The organism is Sphingobacteriaceae bacterium GW460-11-11-14-LB5 (assembly GCA_002151545.1).
Taxonomy (GTDB): domain Bacteria; phylum Bacteroidota; class Bacteroidia; order Sphingobacteriales; family Sphingobacteriaceae; genus Pedobacter.
In genome coordinates, this window is sequence record CP021237.1 from 3,818,233 (window position 1) to 3,834,424 (window position 16,192).

The 16,192-nt window shown below is 38.8% G+C and carries 18 protein-coding genes; 15 read left to right on the plus strand and 3 right to left on the minus strand.

Annotated elements, in window-relative coordinates; translation table 11 throughout:
• The first annotated feature begins 84 nt into the window (after positions 1-84).
• The 13 genes from CA265_15160 (at position 85) to CA265_15220 (ending at position 11,513) form a co-directional block, all read left to right on the plus strand.
• Positions 85-561 carry a hypothetical protein gene (locus CA265_15160; GenBank protein ARS40918.1) on the plus strand — a complete coding sequence of 159 codons (477 nt, stop codon included), beginning with the start codon at positions 85-87 and terminating at the stop codon, positions 559-561.
• Between the two features lie 75 nt (positions 562-636).
• On the plus strand, positions 637-1,248 hold the full coding sequence (locus CA265_15165) for a 2-hydroxyhepta-2,4-diene-1,7-dioate isomerase (GenBank protein ARS40919.1): 612 nt from the start codon (positions 637-639) through the stop codon (positions 1,246-1,248).
• Positions 1,249-1,251: 3 nt separating this feature from the next.
• On the plus strand, positions 1,252-2,985 hold the full coding sequence (locus CA265_15170) for a peptidase M23 (protein ID ARS40920.1): 1,734 nt from the start codon (positions 1,252-1,254) through the stop codon (positions 2,983-2,985).
• 171 nt (positions 2,986-3,156) lie between these two features.
• Positions 3,157-3,621, plus strand: coding sequence for a thioredoxin-dependent thiol peroxidase (locus CA265_15175; protein ID ARS40921.1), 465 nt, complete (start codon positions 3,157-3,159; stop codon positions 3,619-3,621).
• 57 nt (positions 3,622-3,678) lie between these two features.
• Positions 3,679-4,524, plus strand: a complete 846-nt coding sequence (locus CA265_15180) for a transketolase (GenBank protein ARS40922.1) — start codon at positions 3,679-3,681, stop codon at positions 4,522-4,524.
• 128 nt (positions 4,525-4,652) lie between these two features.
• Entirely contained in the window at positions 4,653-5,609 is a 957-nt protein-coding gene (locus CA265_15185; GenBank protein ARS40923.1) for a transketolase, read from the plus strand.
• Between the two features lie 99 nt (positions 5,610-5,708).
• A complete protein-coding gene (locus tag CA265_15190) occupies positions 5,709-6,269 on the plus strand; it encodes an RNA polymerase subunit sigma (protein ARS40924.1) in 561 nt (186 codons plus the stop codon).
• 33 nt (positions 6,270-6,302) lie between these two features.
• Complete coding sequence (locus CA265_15195) at positions 6,303-6,959, plus strand: hypothetical protein (GenBank protein ID ARS40925.1); 657 nt, start codon at positions 6,303-6,305, stop codon at positions 6,957-6,959.
• A gap of 5 nt (positions 6,960-6,964) precedes the next feature.
• A complete protein-coding gene (locus tag CA265_15200) occupies positions 6,965-7,405 on the plus strand; it encodes a hypothetical protein (GenBank protein ID ARS43011.1) in 441 nt (146 codons plus the stop codon).
• 130 nt (positions 7,406-7,535) lie between these two features.
• Entirely contained in the window at positions 7,536-8,672 is a 1,137-nt protein-coding gene (locus CA265_15205; protein ID ARS43012.1) for an aspartate aminotransferase family protein, read from the plus strand.
• Positions 8,673-8,724: 52 nt separating this feature from the next.
• On the plus strand, positions 8,725-9,402 hold the full coding sequence (locus CA265_15210) for a DNA-binding response regulator (GenBank protein ID ARS40926.1): 678 nt from the start codon (positions 8,725-8,727) through the stop codon (positions 9,400-9,402).
• 134 nt (positions 9,403-9,536) lie between these two features.
• Positions 9,537-10,841 (plus strand): two-component sensor histidine kinase, encoded by a 1,305-nt coding sequence (locus CA265_15215; GenBank protein ID ARS40927.1) that lies wholly within the window; start codon positions 9,537-9,539, stop codon positions 10,839-10,841.
• Between the two features lie 234 nt (positions 10,842-11,075).
• Complete coding sequence (locus CA265_15220; GenBank protein ARS43013.1) at positions 11,076-11,513, plus strand: hypothetical protein; 438 nt, start codon at positions 11,076-11,078, stop codon at positions 11,511-11,513.
• Between the two features lie 108 nt (positions 11,514-11,621).
• Here the strand turns inward: CA265_15220 and CA265_15225 are convergent, their stop codons facing one another.
• From CA265_15225 to CA265_15235, 3 genes are all read right to left on the minus strand, one after another.
• A complete protein-coding gene (locus CA265_15225) occupies positions 11,622-12,065 on the minus strand; it encodes a hypothetical protein (protein ID ARS40928.1) in 444 nt (147 codons plus the stop codon).
• Positions 12,066-12,180: 115 nt separating this feature from the next.
• Positions 12,181-12,867, minus strand: a complete 687-nt coding sequence (locus tag CA265_15230; GenBank protein ARS40929.1) for an RNA pseudouridine synthase — start codon at positions 12,865-12,867, stop codon at positions 12,181-12,183.
• 102 nt (positions 12,868-12,969) lie between these two features.
• Entirely contained in the window at positions 12,970-13,785 is an 816-nt protein-coding gene (locus CA265_15235; GenBank protein ARS40930.1) for a 3-methyl-2-oxobutanoate hydroxymethyltransferase, read from the minus strand.
• 280 nt (positions 13,786-14,065) lie between these two features.
• Here CA265_15235 and CA265_15240 point away from each other — a divergent pair, with 280 nt between their 5' ends.
• Positions 14,066-15,178, plus strand: a complete 1,113-nt coding sequence (locus tag CA265_15240) for a carbamoyl phosphate synthase small subunit (protein ID ARS40931.1) — start codon at positions 14,066-14,068, stop codon at positions 15,176-15,178.
• Between the two features lie 225 nt (positions 15,179-15,403).
• Positions 15,404-16,168 (plus strand): ABC transporter ATP-binding protein, encoded by a 765-nt coding sequence (locus CA265_15245; GenBank protein ID ARS40932.1) that lies wholly within the window; start codon positions 15,404-15,406, stop codon positions 16,166-16,168.
• Positions 16,169-16,192 lie beyond the last annotated feature (24 nt).

A 16,192-nucleotide genomic window follows, 5' to 3' on the forward strand; every position in this document is an offset into this window, starting at 1 on the left:
TTAAATTAATACATTTGCTATACCAATTTGATGAAACTCTACACTAAGATAACGTTACTCACAAAACTTGCCTGCACATTGTGCATGGTTTTGCTGTGCAGCGTAAATTCTTGGTCGCAACAAACTGATAGCATTCGCATTAGCTTAAAAAACAGAACAAAAAAAGTAAGCCGGATTCCTGAAATTAAAGCGAATATTACGCCTTACAAACCACTTTATATGACAGTTGGTGGCTCCGGAATGTTCAATGCTTACTCTACAACGCCTAAAAATGCAACGGTTGTAACGAAAGATAAATTGTTAACCATCGTAAAAATATACCCAAATCCGGTAGAAGATCAGTTAAATATTATTTTATCGATCGGAAAAGATGGTACGCAAACCACAATTAAAATCATCGATTTATTAGGAAATGAAGTGGCAACACTTTCAAACGAGCGTTTAAATGCCGGTGAGCAAACCAAAAGCTTCGTCATCCCTAACCGAATTAACCCGGGTATTTACTTTTTAAGGGTTATTGCCGGTTCAGAAAGCCAGGTAAAACGGATCTCAGTTTTATAACACCATTTTCTTTTCTATTTTTGATTGATGTGGATTTAATTTCCCTCTATTTTATCATATTTCATATTCTTAAGAATGAAGATCATCGCCATTGGCCGAAATTATGCCGAACATGCAAAAGAACTGAATAACCCGGTTCCTACTACACCCGTAATTTTCCTGAAACCTGATACCGCTGTTTTAAAAGATAATAAACCTTTTTACCTGCCCGATTTTTCTGACGATGTTCACTACGAACTGGAAGTGGTGTTAAAAATCTGCAAGGAAGGAAAACATATTGCCGAAAAATTTGCTGCCAATTATTACGATGAAGTAGGCCTCGGAATCGATTTCACTGCACGCGATATCCAGAGCAAACACAAAGAAAAGGGATTACCCTGGGAGCTGGCCAAAGCTTTTGATAACTCTGCGCCAATCAGTATTTTTCACCCTAAAAGTGATTTCGAAGATCTTTACAACCTAAATTTCGAGTTAAAGATAAATGGTGAGCGCCGTCAGGTTGGCCATACTAAAGATTTGTTATTCTCGTTCGAGAAGATAATTAGCTTTGTTTCTCAATATATTACTTTAAAAAAAGGCGATTTAATTTTTACGGGAACACCACAGGGTGTCGGAAAAATAAATAAAGGCGACAAATTGGAAGCCTGGTTAGAAGGAAAGCAACTTTTAAATTTTGATGTAAAGTAACGAATGATTAAAAACCCGATCCAGTACAAGTTAAAATTTTCCGTTTCAATTTGCCTTTTATTTGTTTCAATCCTTGTTCAGGCACAACAGATTTTCAGTACGAATAAATACCCGATTACAGATTTCAGACAACCTTTAGACATAGCCCCTCCTGCCCTCGCAGGTTCTTTTGGAGAAATCAGGGGCAATCACTTCCATTCCGGAATTGATTTCAGGACCAATCAGCGAGAAGGTTATCCTGTTTACGCCGTTGCGGATGGATACATTTCGAGATTAAGGGTACAGAATAGTGGCTTCGGACAAGCGCTGTACATCAATCATCCTAATGGTTTTACCACAGTTTACGGCCACTTACAGCGTTTCGCCCCAAAAATTGCCACAATTGTTAAAAATCTCGAATACGAAAAGAAATCCTTTGAGATTGATGAGTTTCCTGATGCGACTTTAATTCCGGTACATAAAGGCGAAATTATTGCCTGGTCTGGTAACCGTGGTAGCTCAGGCGGTCCGCATTTACATTTTGAAATCAGAGATACCAAAACGGAAGAAACCATAAATCCACAGTTTTTCGGAATCATCATACCCGATAACATTCCGCCTGTTATTCATGGTATGTATGTGTACCGTTTAAACGGTAAAACCTTTAACGAATCGACACCTAAACAAGCCATTGGTATTAGCGGCACAAATGGTAGTTATAAAACCACAGCACCCATTAGCTTAACTGGCGAGGTGGGTTTCGGTATTGTGGTAACTGATCGGCATAATGGTTTATCCGGCACCAATGGTGTATATTCCATTCAGTTAGAAGTAGATGGCAAGAAAGTATACACTTCTGCCCTTGAACGATTTGCTTTCGAAGATAGTAAAGCCATTAATTCGCATATCGATTATCCTACCTACGTAAATACTAAAAGAAGTATCCAGAAAAGTTTTGTTGAGCCGGGTAATCCTTTGAAAATTTATAGTGGTTTAGTCAATAGTGGTAGAATTAATTTCAACGATGGTGCCACACATCAGCTCCGTTACATTATTACCGATTCGAAAGGAAATTCATCTGTTTTGCCTTTCACGGTAAATGCGGGTTTAGCACCGATAGCAAAAGCAAGTGTTCCTGCAGGCATCATTTACCCATATAATAAGGTGAATGAATTTAATACCGACGATATCAAGGTCGTTTTCCCTCAGGGAACATTGTACAGCGATTTAAACTTCACTTATAAAAAACTGCCTAAACCAGCTGGTAATGCCTGGTCGGCACTGCACCAGATCCATAATCGATATACGCCATTACACATTGGTTTCGATATTTCCATTAAGGCTGATGATCTTCCGGAGAACTTAAGAAGCAAAGCTTTGATTGTAAACTCAAATGGCTCATCGCAAGGCGGATTTTTCGAAAATGGCTTCGTTAAAGCTACACCAAAAAACTTTGGTAGCTTTTATATTGCCACCGATACCATTGCACCACGGATAGTACCCGTAAATATTGCTGAAGGAAAAAGCATGGCAGGTTTATCTAAAATATTTTTCAGGATCAGCGATAACCTGTCTGGAATAAAAAGTTTTAACGGATATATTGATGGCAAGTGGGCATTGATGGAATTCGATACCAAAACCGCAACACTGTGGCACAGTTTTGACGAAAGAACAGCTTCTGGAAAACATACACTGGAATTAGTTGTAGCAGACATGAAAGAGAATACCCGAAAATATACGGTAACATTTTTCAGATAGGGAAAGGATTGTGAATTTTACGAATTTCATGATCAAATTCCATGTTTTGAACCGAGAAATGTCATCTTTTAACATATATCCAACAGTATAATAGCTTAAACTGTTTAAATTGCACAGCGGTTAACAATAACGATTAACCGATTCAAACAGTTAACCGATTAACCAATAATTATGGCAGAGTTAAAAGAAGGTGATCAGGCACCGGCAATTACATCAAAAGATCAAAACGGCACTGAAGTTTCGTTAAGCGATTATAAAGGCAAAACAGTTGTGCTTTACTTTTATCCGAAAGACGATACACCTGGTTGTACCGCCGAAGCTTGCGATTTCAGGGATAACTATCAGGGTTTACAGGCCAAAGGCATTGTCGTTCTAGGCGTAAGTGTTGATGACGAAAAATCGCACCAGAAATTTGTAACCAAACACAATTTACCATTTACCCTCCTGGCCGATACCGATCAGAAAATTGTAAATGACTATGGCGTTTGGGCAGAAAAAAACATGTATGGCAAAAAATACATGGGCACGGTTCGCACCACTTTCATTATAGATGGTGATGGAAAAATTACGCATATCATCAAAAAGGTTGACACAAAAAATTCAACTCAACAAGTACTCGATTTAATCAATAACTAATTATGATATAGCGGGTAAAATATTACCTTTGCTATGTAACAACAACCTCTTATTTTAATGAAACATACAATTAAAGAGCTAGAAGATATTGCCTCTCAAATCAGAAGAGATATCGTAAGAATGGTTCACGGATGTCAATCTGGTCACCCAGGCGCTTCGCTTGGATGTGCAGATTTTTTTACCGCTTTATATTTTGAAGTATTGAACCACAAAACAGATTTCACGATGGAAGGCGCAGGCGAAGATTTATTCTTCCTTTCGAACGGACATATTTCTCCGGTTTGGTACAGTACATTGGCTCATGCCGGTTATTTCGATAAAAGCGAACTGGCAACTTTCCGTAAACTAGATTCCAGATTACAAGGTCACCCAACTACCCACGAACATCTACCAGGTATCCGTATTGCTTCGGGTTCACTAGGCCAGGGTTTATCAGTAGCCATTGGCGCTGCATTGGCTAAAAGGTTAAATGGCGATAAATCTTACATTTTTGCCTTATTGGGTGATGGAGAATTACAGGAAGGACAAAACTGGGAAGCAGCTATGTTTGCTCCTTTCAATAAAGTAGATCATTTAATTGCATCTGTTGATTATAACGGACAACAAATTGATGGTCCTACCAGTAAAGTTCTTGCCTTAGATGATTTACAAGCTAAATTCGAAGCTTTCGGATGGCACGTCATTAATACTGACGGTAACGATATGCAAGCCATTGTTGAAGGCTTACATTATGCTAAAACACTAACCGGAAAAGGTAAACCAATCTTAAATTTAATGAGTACGCAGATGGGTGCTGGTGTAGATTATATGATGGGTACACACAAATGGCATGGTACTGCGCCTAATGATGAACAGTTGGCTGCAGCTTTAGCACAATTACCAGAAACTTTAGGGGATTACTAGCCCCCCTTACCCCCTGAAGGGGGCGTAAATAACTTTTAATTTTAACTACAAATAAAGCCCCTTTAGGGGTTTGGGGTATGAAAACCTGCGAAGCAAGCTTGAACACCTTTAAATAAAAATATAAGCTCGTGAAAAAATATACATATACAGAAAAAAAAGATACACGTTCGGGTTTTGGCGCTGGCTTACATGAGGCTGGAAAGAAAAACGAAAATGTGGTTGCCTTATGTGCCGATTTAGTTGGATCGCTTAAAATGGATGCTTTTATTAAAGATTTTCCTGAGCGTTTTACACAGGTTGGTATTGCAGAGGCAAACATGATCGGTATTGCAGCAGGTATGACCATTGGTGGTAAAATCCCTTTTACAGGTACTTTTGCCAACTTTTCTACAGGCCGTGTTTACGATCAGATCCGTCAATCGGTAGCTTATTCTAACAAAAACGTTAAAATCTGCGCATCTCATGCTGGCTTAACCTTAGGTGAGGATGGTGCAACACACCAGATTTTAGAAGATATTGGCTTAATGAAAATGTTGCCAGGAATGGTGGTGATTAATCCTTGCGATTACAACCAAACCAAAGCCGCAACCATGGCTATTGCAGAATATGAAGGTCCGGTTTATTTACGTTTTGGCCGTCCGGTAATCCCTGTATTTACAGATCCTGATCAAAAATTCGAGATCGGTAAAGCATGGATGGTTAATGAAGGAACAGATGTAACCATTATTGCTACAGGCCATATGGTTTGGAAAGCAATCGAAGCTGGTGAGAAATTAGCTGAATTGGGTATCGATGCTGAAATTATTAATATTCACACCATTAAACCTTTGGATGACGAAGCCATCTTAAAATCAGTGAAGAAAACCGGTTGTGTAGTTACCTGCGAAGAGCATAATAAATTTGGTGGCTTAGGCGAAAGCGTAGCCCGTTTATTAACAACCGAATTGCCAACTCCACAAGAGTTTGTAGCCACTAACGATACTTTTGGCGAAAGCGGAACACCAGATCAATTGATGTCTAAATATGGCTTAGATGCTGTAAACATTGTTGAAGCTGTTCAAAAAGTAATTGGCAGAAAAAAATAGATTTGGGACATTAGATATGAGAAAATTAGATGTGAGATTTGAGACGTTGTGTCTAAGCGAATCTCACGTCTCATATCTCGCATCTCATCTAAAAAAATAATGAAACAAGTTGAAGATTCAGAAATTCTTGCCATGTTTGCGGTCGAGCGCACGCGTAATGAAGCCTTTAACCTGTTGTTGAAAAAATATCAGCAAAAAATATACTGGCACATCCGCAGGCTGGTTTTAAACCATGATGATTGTGACGATCTTTTGCAGGAGGTATTTGTTAAGGTTTGGAAAAACCTCGATAAATTTAGGAGCGATTCTCAACTTTATACCTGGATTTATCGTATCGCGACCAACGAATCCATCACTTTCTTAAACAAGCAAAAACAGCGGAACAATACACCTTTAGACGAAGTATCATCCGAGCTTGCCGATAACCTGGTTGCCTCATCTTATTTTAACGGTGATAAACTTGAGCTTAAACTGCAAAAAGCAATCCTTACCTTACCTGAAAAACAACGGATTATCTTCAACATGAAATATTTTGATGATATGAAATATGAAGAAATTTCGGAAGTTTTAGGCACCTCAGTAGGCGCTTTAAAAGCATCATTTCACATCGCGGCGAAAAAAATTGAAGCTTTTATTACAAATGATGAAATAGACTATTAAACCTTTTCACTTTAATTGTATCATATATCTGTGATGAACGAAAATATAGAAAATAACGATTGGATGAACGAAGCTCCTGCACTTGCGGCAATGGGGAAACGCAATCCATTCGCCGTTCCTGATGGATATTTCGAAAATTGTGATGAGGCTATTTTTTCTGCTGTCTTTTTAGATGGATTGAAACATAAAACCAACAACAATAATTTTGAAGTTCCGCAGCATTATTTTGAAGATTTAACGGAACGGATACAAACCAGAATTGCCCTGTCTGAAATACCTAAGGCAGAACAGGCCTTTGCTGTGCCCGAAAATTATTTCGATACCCTGCAGGGTAGAATTGCCGATAGGATTGCAGCAGCGGAGCCTAAAAAAGAAGCTAAAGTTATTCCTTTATGGAGACGCAACATTGTTAAATATGCAAGTGCTGCCTGTTTTTTACTAATGGCTTCATTTGGCGTTTATTTTTACCAGAATGGCTCAACTTCTACGGTTCAGCAGGTACAATCTGCAGAAGCAATAAATGAGCAACTATTGTACGATATTGATGAAAGTACAATTATCGATCATTTAGAAGCGCAAAATACCACATCATCTAATATAAAAACTACTTCTGCGTCAGATACAGAAATGGAAAACTACATCTTGAGTAATTTCTCGTCAAGTGATTTATCTCAGGAATTAAATAATTAATGAAAATGAAAAATTTACTTTTTGTTGCTTTAATGTTTCTATTGCCCACTACACTTTTGGCACAAAGGCCTAAGGGAGAAGAAATAGAATCACTTAAAATAGCTTTTTTCACTCAAAAATTAGACTTATCACCAGAGGAGGCTAAGATTTTCTGGCCGATTTATAACGATATGCAGGCAGAACAAAATGCCCTGCGTAAAGAACGCATGCAGAAAATGATCTCTTTCAGAAAAACGACTGAAATAGATAACCTTACGGATGCACAGGTGCAAAGTTTAATTACCAGAGAATTCGATTTTAAACAAAAGGACCTTAATCTCGATAAAAAATATTACAACAAACTTAAAGCGGTATTGCCGATAAAAGTGGTAGGCAAGTTTTACCGGGCACAGGAAGGTTTTAAACGCGAGTTACTCAATAGATTTAAAGGCGGCCAAAAGCAATAAAGAAAAAGACTTACAGCAATGTAGGTCTTTTTTGTTTTAAAGCACTCTTTCATTTCCGTACTTTTGTCCCATGCTTACCCAACGTCAGTTGTTTTTACAACACAATGCACAAACCTCTCCAGAGCCGCTTATGCTCGAATTTGTAAGGGCAAAAGGAATCTACATTTACGATGCCCAAAACAAAAAACACATCGATCTTATTGCTGGTATCGGCGTAAGTAATGTTGGCCATTGCCATCCCGCCGTAGTGAAGGCCATTCAGGAGCAGGCAGAAACCTATATGCACCTGATGGTTTATGGCGAATATGTGCAAACACCTCAGGTAAATTTCGCCAAGGCCCTAGCCGATATTTTGCCCGAAAGCTTAAGCTGCACCTATTTTTTAAATTCAGGAACTGAGGCTGTAGAAGGTGCCATGAAACTGGCCAAACGTTACACTGGCCGCAAAGGATTTATTGCCTGCAAAAATGCTTACCATGGTAGTACCCAGGGTGCTGAAAGTTTAATGGAAAGCGATTTTTATTCTTCTGGATACGGCCCTTTCCTGCCTCATGTAAGTTTTATTGAGCATAATAACCTTGCTGATCTCGAAAAAATAACCAACGAAATTGCTGCTGTTTTTATCGAACCTATACAAGGAGAAGCTGGAATAAGAGTTTCCGATTTAAGCTATATGCAAGCATTGCGGACTAAATGCACCGAAACCGGAACTTTGTTAATCTTCGACGAAATACAATCAGGCTTTGGCCGCAGCGGTAAAATGTTTGCTTTCGAGCATTACAATGTTGTACCAGATGTGCTGCTCCTGGCGAAAGGAATTGGTGGCGGAATGCCCATAGGGGCGTTTATCAGTTCGCTGGAGATCATGTCGGTATTATCGCATACACCAATTTTGGGTCACATGACAACTTTTGGGGGTCACCCGGTTTGTTGCGCTGCCGGATTGGCTACTTTACGTACCCTGGTTGATGATCACATTGTTGATGAAGTTGAAGAAAAAGGGCAATTGTTTAAACAGCTCCTTCAACATCCTGCTATTAAAGAAATCCGCGGCAAAGGCTTAATGCTGGCCGTTGAGTTTGAAAATTTCGAAATCAATAAAAAAATTATCGATGCCTGTATCTTAGACGGTGTATTGTCAGACTGGTTTTTACACTGCAGCAATTCAATGCGCATCGCTCCCCCTTTAATTATTACTAAAGAAGAAATTGCAGAAGCTTGCACAATCATTCTTAAAAATGTAAATTCAGTTTTCGGTTCACAGTGAGCAATTTTCAGTTTACAAAGAATTGAACAATAAAACACTTTAGCAAAATAAGATGAATGTACTAATCGTTGAAGATGAAAAAAGCCTGGCGCTTGAAATGGATGAATTCCTGAGTAAAGAAGGATTTATTGTAGAGCATGCCTGGAAAAAATCTTCTGCAGAAGAAAAGATATTTGTAAACAATTACGATTTCATTTTATTAGATCTGGGCTTGCCCGATGGCGATGGTTTCGATATTTTGAAACAATTAAAATCGACGAAAGACCGGGATGACGCCGTAATCATTTTAACTGCCCGTAGTGCCGTAGACGACCGGATTAAAGGCCTTGATGAAGGTGCAGACGATTATTTACCCAAACCATTTTCGCTAAATGAACTTTTAGCGCGTATGCACGCCATTACCCGTAGAAAACACAAGCTAGAAAAAAACGAAATCAACATTCATAACTTTCTGCTCAATATTCAGAACAGGACCGTTTCATTTGGTGATGAAAGATTAAACCTCACCAAAAAGGAATTTGAAATATTTAACTATTTGGTGCTGAATAAAAACCGCGTGGTATCGAGAATGAGTTTAACGGAACACGTTTGGGGAGATATTTTAGAAGTCAATTCTGATTCCAACTTTGTTGATGTTCATGTTAAAAACCTGCGAAAAAAACTTGCAGCGGTTAGCCCGATAGACTGGTTTGAAACGGTAAGAAGTATTGGCTACAGGATTAATTGCTAAAAAGTCGGGAAGTCGGAGGTCCGAAGTCGGAAGAATTAAGTTGGGAAACAGTTAACCGATTTAAACAATTAACCGATTAACCCTGGAGAACTATTGACCATCATCCATCTTACATTAAACATTTTCCATATAAAATGAAGTTACAGGTTAAGTTTTCTTTGTACAATGCAGTCACTAAAATCGCCATTATTCTGGTGTTGGGGGCTATCATTTTATTCTCGTTAGACAGACTTGCCTACAACCAGCTTGATAACCGTTTAATCAAAAAGAAGAACAAAATTATCGAGAATTTAAATGATGATGAGATCGACAGCCTTTTAAACAAAGAACAATCATTTACCGACTACAATATTTTAAAGGAAGAATTTATTGTGCTAACGGACATTCCCGATAAGCAAAAAGATTCTACCGCGAAGGTATTTACCGAAAAAAGAGAGATTGAGGGTGATATTGAAGTATACCGCATCTTAAACTATAAATTCTCCTACCATACAAACTGGTACAACCTGGAGATCGGAGAAACCATGACAGCACTCCAATCGATTAAAAATTCGATCCGCTTCTATATGCTGATTGTACTTGTTGCTGCGTTGCTCATTACCCTGGTGGCCGATTATACATTCTCTAATTTTTTACTCAAGCCATTTTATCGCATCATCGATAAAAAAATCAACCTGGTTGATGATCCTTCCCACTACAATTACCAGAATATACCCACCAGTACCAGCGATTTTAAAATCCTGGATAACAGCATCAACTCGCTAATGCGCAAAATAAATACACTTTTCGCTTTAGAAAAGCAGTTTATAGCCAACGTTTCACATGAGTTACTTACCCCCATTTCAATATTAAGTACACGCTTCGAAAATATGCTCAACACCCCAGATATTCCTGAAGAGCACGAAAACAAGATATACGCCTCTTTAAAAACACTAAACCGCTTAAAGGTGATTATCAACAGTTTGTTACTCATTTCGAAGGTTGAAAACAATCAGTACCTGAAAACAGAAGAAATTAGTCTTAAACAGGAAATCGAAGATATTTATGAAGATCTGGAAGATCGGATAGCAGATAAAAACATCAGTTATAGCGCCCATCTTTCAAAGGACTTTCATTTCACCGGAAATAAAGCATTGATCCATACCCTTTTAATCAACATCATCAATAATGCAATAAAGTATAATGTTGAAGGTGGTACCATTGCCATAACGGATAAAACGGAAGCCGAAAAATATATGCTCACCATTAGCGATAGCGGATCGGGCATGAGTGCAGCACTGGTAGAAAATGCTTTCGACCGGTTTAAGAGGGGGAATACAGAAGAAAACGGTTTTGGCTTGGGACTGGCTATTGTACAAAGTATTGCCCGGTTCCATAAAATAGACGTCGAAATTAAATCTGAAGAACAAAAAGGAACCAGCATTTCATTACTGTTTTAAAATAAAATTCAGCTGATCATGCAAACCGTATAGAGACAGGCTTGTATTGAGGCTTTCTCGTTTAAAATGATCTGCAAATAATCTTCTACATTCATTATAAAACCCAGATCGTAATGTAAACATCGGCACAGGATCATGTTTTTCTGGCAGGGGCTTTGCTTAATAATAAAAAAATCAATCCTAAAAGAACATATAATAATGAAAAACATCATCCCAATATTAGGAGCAGCCGCTTTGTTGATGGCATCCTGCCAGGGCGGCACAGCAAAAAAAACGCAGGCCAAAATAGATTCTACTATCGTAACCAATGCAGCGGCAACACCCGATTCTATTCAGTGTTACCAGTACATTAAAAACCGCGATACAGCTACCCTATCGTTAAAAACAGCCGAGAATAAGATAACAGGTACATTGGGTTATAACTTATATGAAAAAGATAAAAATGCAGGCACTATAGCGGGTGTTGTTAAAGGCGATACCATAATTGCCAGTTATACTTTTCAGTCTGAAGGCAAAACATCAGTTAGGGAAGTGGCTTTTTTGAAAAAGGGTACTCAGCTGGCAGAAGGATTTGGTGATGTACAGGAAGTAAAAGGAGAAACCAAGTTCAAAGACCAAAGCAAACTAAACTTTGATGGTTCAATGACTTTTGACAAAATTGTTTGTAAATAAATTTCGAAGAACCGTCATTCCCAACTTGATTGGGAATCTTAATGCCTAACAAAAATGTTTTAAGATTCCCGCATACGCAAGAATGACGATTTTTCTATAATTTGAGCTTTACTTAGTTACTGCTTCCTTCGCTGCTTTCGTCCATTCTTCGCTTAACTTAAGCACATAATCAGAATATTTTTGTATTTCATCCGGCTTTAGTTTGCTGGCCCAGCCAGTAGCTTGATTTGCCCAGGCGGTATATTTATCGTTAATAGCTTTAATCTCCGTTGCATTTTTACTTTTTACAGCTGCAACATATTCGTCTTTTAACTTGCTATATTCAGCAAGTCCCTTATTTACTTCTTCGCTTGAGAAAGTCGGAATTTTGGCAGGGATAGTCTCACTTCGGATTGTCGTTGTTGTCTCACTTGTTGATTTACTTGTAAAAGTTGTATCGCCATTGACAACCGTTGTGTCTTTAGTGGTTTCTGTTTTTGTAGTACTGTCGCAAGAAACTAGCGCAGAAGCCAACAGGCTTATTGAGGCGATAGATAAAAAGGTGTTTTTCATAATGGATTTGGTTTTTAGTCCTGAACAGACGAAATATGATGCCAAATCATAAAAAATCCGGTCAAATACTTAAATATTATAACCGGATATCTTAATGATATGAAATATTGTGATGCTATAAGTCTTCAAACCGCTCCCAAAAGCCGTCAACTGGCAATTTGGCGAATATATTTACGGGTTCTTTTTTTACCGGGTGTATAAACTGTAAGCGACGGGCATGCAGGCAAATACTTCCTTTTCTGCTTCCGCGTGGATAACCGTATTTATTATCGCCCATAATCGGGCACCCCATTGATGAAAGTTGAACCCTGATCTGATGCGAACGTCCGGTTAATGGATCTACCTCCAGGAGGTAATAATCGCCAACCTTGGCTTTTACTTTGTAAGAAAGCTCAGCCCGCTGGCTACCGGTAACTTCTGTATTATAATAAGAAACCACATTTTTCTGTGGGTTTTTAACCAGCCAATGCACCAAAGTAGCCGATTCTTTCTCTGGCTTATTCTTTACCACTGCCCAATAGGTTTTCTTTACTTCCCTATTTTTAAAAACAGCATTCATTCGCTCCAAAGCTTTACTCGTTTTGGCAAATAAGATGACACCACTCACTGGCCGGTCTAAACGATGCACCACCCCTAAAAACGCGCCATTGGGTTTATTATACTTCTTAGCGATATACTTTTTCACCTGCTCATCCAAAGGCTCATCTCCTGTTTCATCAACCTGCACAATATCACCTGCCCTTTTATTTATGGCGATTAAATGATTGTCTTCAAAAAGGATGTCGTTATCGGTAATTGGCATTTAACCCCTCCGCCCCTAAAAGGGGACATAATTTTAATTATATATTGATTTATTCTTTTAAATATTAACCTCATCTAATAAATGCCCCTTTAGGGGTTTGGGTTAATACTGTTCTTTCTCGTTCGGAAAATCGTTTGCTTTTACATCACGGATGTATGATTGTGCTGCGCCTAAAATTTCGTCGTATAGATTTATATACTGGCGCAAAAACCTAGGCTTAAAGCCTTTGGTTAAACCAATCATATCATTTACCACCAAAACCTGTCCGTCGCAATTTTGTCCTGCACCAATACCAATCGTTGGGATATGCAAACTTTCTGTAACTTCTTTACCTAGTGCAGCGGGAATTTTCTCCAATACGATTGCAAAGCAACCGGCAGCCTGTAAAGCTAAAACATCTGTTTTTAACTTATTGGCTTCTTCTTCTTCCTTCGCGCGAACTGTATAGGTTCCGAATTTATAAATAGACTGTGGTGTTAAGCCCAAGTGCCCCATTACCGGGATTCCTGCTGTAATGATCCGTTGAACGGATTCGATAATTTCTTCTCCGCCTTCCAGTTTAACACCGTGGGCACCCGATTCTTTCATAATCCTTATCGCCGAATTCAAAGCTTCTTTCGAATTCCCCTGATAAGAGCCGAAAGGTAAATCGACTACAACAAATGCACGTTTAACTGCCCTGATTACAGATGCAGCATGATAAATCATCTGGTCGAGGGTAATAGGCAAAGTGGTTTCATGACCAGCCATTACATTCGAAGCAGAATCGCCAACCAGTAAAACGTCTAATCCTGCATCATCCAGGATGGTTGCCATCGAATAATCGTAGGCCGTTAACATAGATATTTTTTCACCACGTTGTTTCATTTCCTGTAAAATGTGAGTGGTGATGCGTTTGATTTCTTTATGTACCGACATTGGATTTGTTTTGTGTTGCCAAAAGTATTGTTTTTTCTTTAAAAAGGCATAAGGTAAAAGGTTTAAGGTTTAGGGCCAACCAACCTTACACCTTTTACCTTCAAGCTTTACACCATTATTTAATTTTTCTCTTTACATTCCCAATCTAAAACTCTATCTTTGTACCCCGAAATGGAAGGGATATATTCATCTTTTTTTGCACCCAGCAAAAACGGCTTTAATGCCGAAAGCCATTCTTTTTTCAACTCTTTTTTAAATCAAAATCCATATTGTAATTACCATGACTAACTACACCAAGTTACCTGCGATTTTATTACTGGCCGATGGCACAGTTTTTTACGGCAAAGCGGCCGGAAAAATTGGAACCACTACTGGCGAAATTTGTTTTAATACCGGGATGACAGGTTACCAGGAAATTTTCACTGACCCAAGTTATTTTGGACAGATAATGGTTACCACCAATGCACATATTGGTAATTATGGTATCCACAAAGATGAAATCGAATCAGGTTCGATCAAAATCGCCGGTTTAGTCTGCAAAAATTACAACATCGTTTATAGCCGCAAGGAAGCAACTGAATCTATTCAGGATTATTTCCAGAATGATAACCTGGTTGCCATTTCTGATATCGATACCCGTGCATTGGTTCGTCACATTAGAGATAAAGGTGCAATGAATGCCATTATTTCTTCTGAGATTACTGATCTTGAAGAATTAAAACAAAAGCTGGCCGAAGTACCATCAATGGAAGGTTTAGAGCTTTCGTCTAAAGTAAGTACAACAGAACCATATTTTTACGGCAACCCTGAGGCAAGCTTAAAAGTTGCTGCTTTAGATTTAGGTATCAAGAAAAACATTTTGCGCAATTTCGAAAACCGCGATATCTATGTGCAGGTTTTCCCAGCTAAGACTAGCTTTGCCGAAATGGAAAAATTTAGTCCTGATGGTTACTTCATTTCAAACGGCCCTGGCGATCCATCGGTAATGCCATACGCTGTAGAAACGATTACAGCAATTTTAGCGGTTGATAAACCATTGTTTGGCATCTGTTTAGGTCACCAGTTATTGGCTGAAGCCAATGGTATTGGAACCATGAAAATGTTTAACGGTCACCGTGGATTAAACCACCCGGTTAAAAATATCATCAAAAACCACTGCGAGGTTACTTCACAAAACCATGGTTTCGGTGTAATTCCTGATGAGGTTAGAAACTCAGATAAAGTAGAGATTACCCACGTTAACTTAAACGATAAATCGATAGAAGGCATCCGTGTTAAAGGTAAAAAGGCATTCTCGGTTCAATATCACCCGGAGTCTTCTCCAGGTCCACACGATTCGCGTTACCTGTTCGACGATTTCGTTGACGTTATGAAAGGCGAGCTGGTTTGGTAGTATTAAGGTAGAAGGCTGGAAGGCGGAGGGCTTAAGGTAATAGACCGAAGTTTAAAGACCAAATACAATAAACGATCTGCGGATTTGCGGCAAAAATAAGCTGCCGATCCGCAGATTTCTTTTATAATCTATTTTCGCCCGTATAAAACATCATTTTACCGACATTTTCGACCAACTGTATTAAAATTCATTTTCTATTCATTTAAAGCTCCTTACATTCGCAACATGGAAACAAAAAAAGTCATTATCAGTGTTAAAGACCTGGTAAAAAAATATGATGATTTCGTGGCCGTTCAAGGACTTAGTTTTGAAGTTTACGAGCATGAGATTTTCGGCCTGCTTGGCCCAAATGGCGCCGGAAAAACCACTACGCTCGAAATTATCGAGACTTTGAGGGCTAAAACATCCGGCGAAATTATTGTTGATGGTTTTTCTGTTGACAAACAGCCACAGGATATTAAACAGATTATTGGTGTACAGCTACAGGCAGCTGGTTATTATCCAAATTTAAACCTGATCGAACTGATCGAACTTTTTGCCGGTTTATACGGCGCCAACATCAAACCGATGGAGATGCTGGAGAAAGTAAACCTTCAGGATAAGGCCAAAGCAAAATACAAAGCGCTTTCTGGTGGGCAAAAACAGCGCTTCTCCATTGCCACTACCCTGATTAATCAACCGAAGATTATTTTTTTAGATGAGCCGACAACAGGTTTGGATCCGCAGGCCAGAAGGAATCTTTGGGATCTGATTATCGAAATCCGCAATGCAGGCACAACAGTTGTAATTACAACACACTACATGGACGAAGCTGAGCAGCTTTGCGATCGCGTTGCTTTTGTAGAACGCGGGCAAATTATCGCTTTAGATACGCCTGACAACTTAATAGACAAACTGGTAAACAGCGGTTTTGAGCGTAAAAAAGAAGTTAAAAAAGCCAATCTGGAAGATGTTTTCATCAACCTTACCGGGCAGGAATGGAGAGAATAAGCCCCATAGCCCCAGAAAGGGGAA

Coding starts and splice junctions, on each gene's coding strand:
- CA265_15165 (ARS40919.1), top strand. CDS start 637: ATGAAGATCATCGCCATTGGCCGAAATTATGCCGAACATGCAAAAGAA.
- CA265_15245 (ARS40932.1), top strand. CDS start 15,404: ATGGAAACAAAAAAAGTCATTATCAGTGTTAAAGACCTGGTAAAAAAA.
- CA265_15170 (ARS40920.1), top strand. CDS start 1,252: ATGATTAAAAACCCGATCCAGTACAAGTTAAAATTTTCCGTTTCAATT.
- CA265_15235 (ARS40930.1), bottom strand. CDS start 13,785: ATGTCGGTACATAAAGAAATCAAACGCATCACCACTCACATTTTACAG.
- CA265_15230 (ARS40929.1), bottom strand. CDS start 12,867: ATGCCAATTACCGATAACGACATCCTTTTTGAAGACAATCATTTAATC.
- CA265_15240 (ARS40931.1), top strand. CDS start 14,066: ATGACTAACTACACCAAGTTACCTGCGATTTTATTACTGGCCGATGGC.
- CA265_15160 (ARS40918.1), top strand. CDS start 85: ATGGTTTTGCTGTGCAGCGTAAATTCTTGGTCGCAACAAACTGATAGC.
- CA265_15195 (ARS40925.1), top strand. CDS start 6,303: ATGAACGAAAATATAGAAAATAACGATTGGATGAACGAAGCTCCTGCA.
- CA265_15175 (ARS40921.1), top strand. CDS start 3,157: ATGGCAGAGTTAAAAGAAGGTGATCAGGCACCGGCAATTACATCAAAA.
- CA265_15210 (ARS40926.1), top strand. CDS start 8,725: ATGAATGTACTAATCGTTGAAGATGAAAAAAGCCTGGCGCTTGAAATG.
- CA265_15205 (ARS43012.1), top strand. CDS start 7,536: ATGCTCGAATTTGTAAGGGCAAAAGGAATCTACATTTACGATGCCCAA.
- CA265_15190 (ARS40924.1), top strand. CDS start 5,709: ATGAAACAAGTTGAAGATTCAGAAATTCTTGCCATGTTTGCGGTCGAG.
- CA265_15200 (ARS43011.1), top strand. CDS start 6,965: ATGAAAAATTTACTTTTTGTTGCTTTAATGTTTCTATTGCCCACTACA.
- CA265_15180 (ARS40922.1), top strand. CDS start 3,679: ATGAAACATACAATTAAAGAGCTAGAAGATATTGCCTCTCAAATCAGA.
- CA265_15225 (ARS40928.1), bottom strand. CDS start 12,065: ATGAAAAACACCTTTTTATCTATCGCCTCAATAAGCCTGTTGGCTTCT.
- CA265_15215 (ARS40927.1), top strand. CDS start 9,537: ATGAAGTTACAGGTTAAGTTTTCTTTGTACAATGCAGTCACTAAAATC.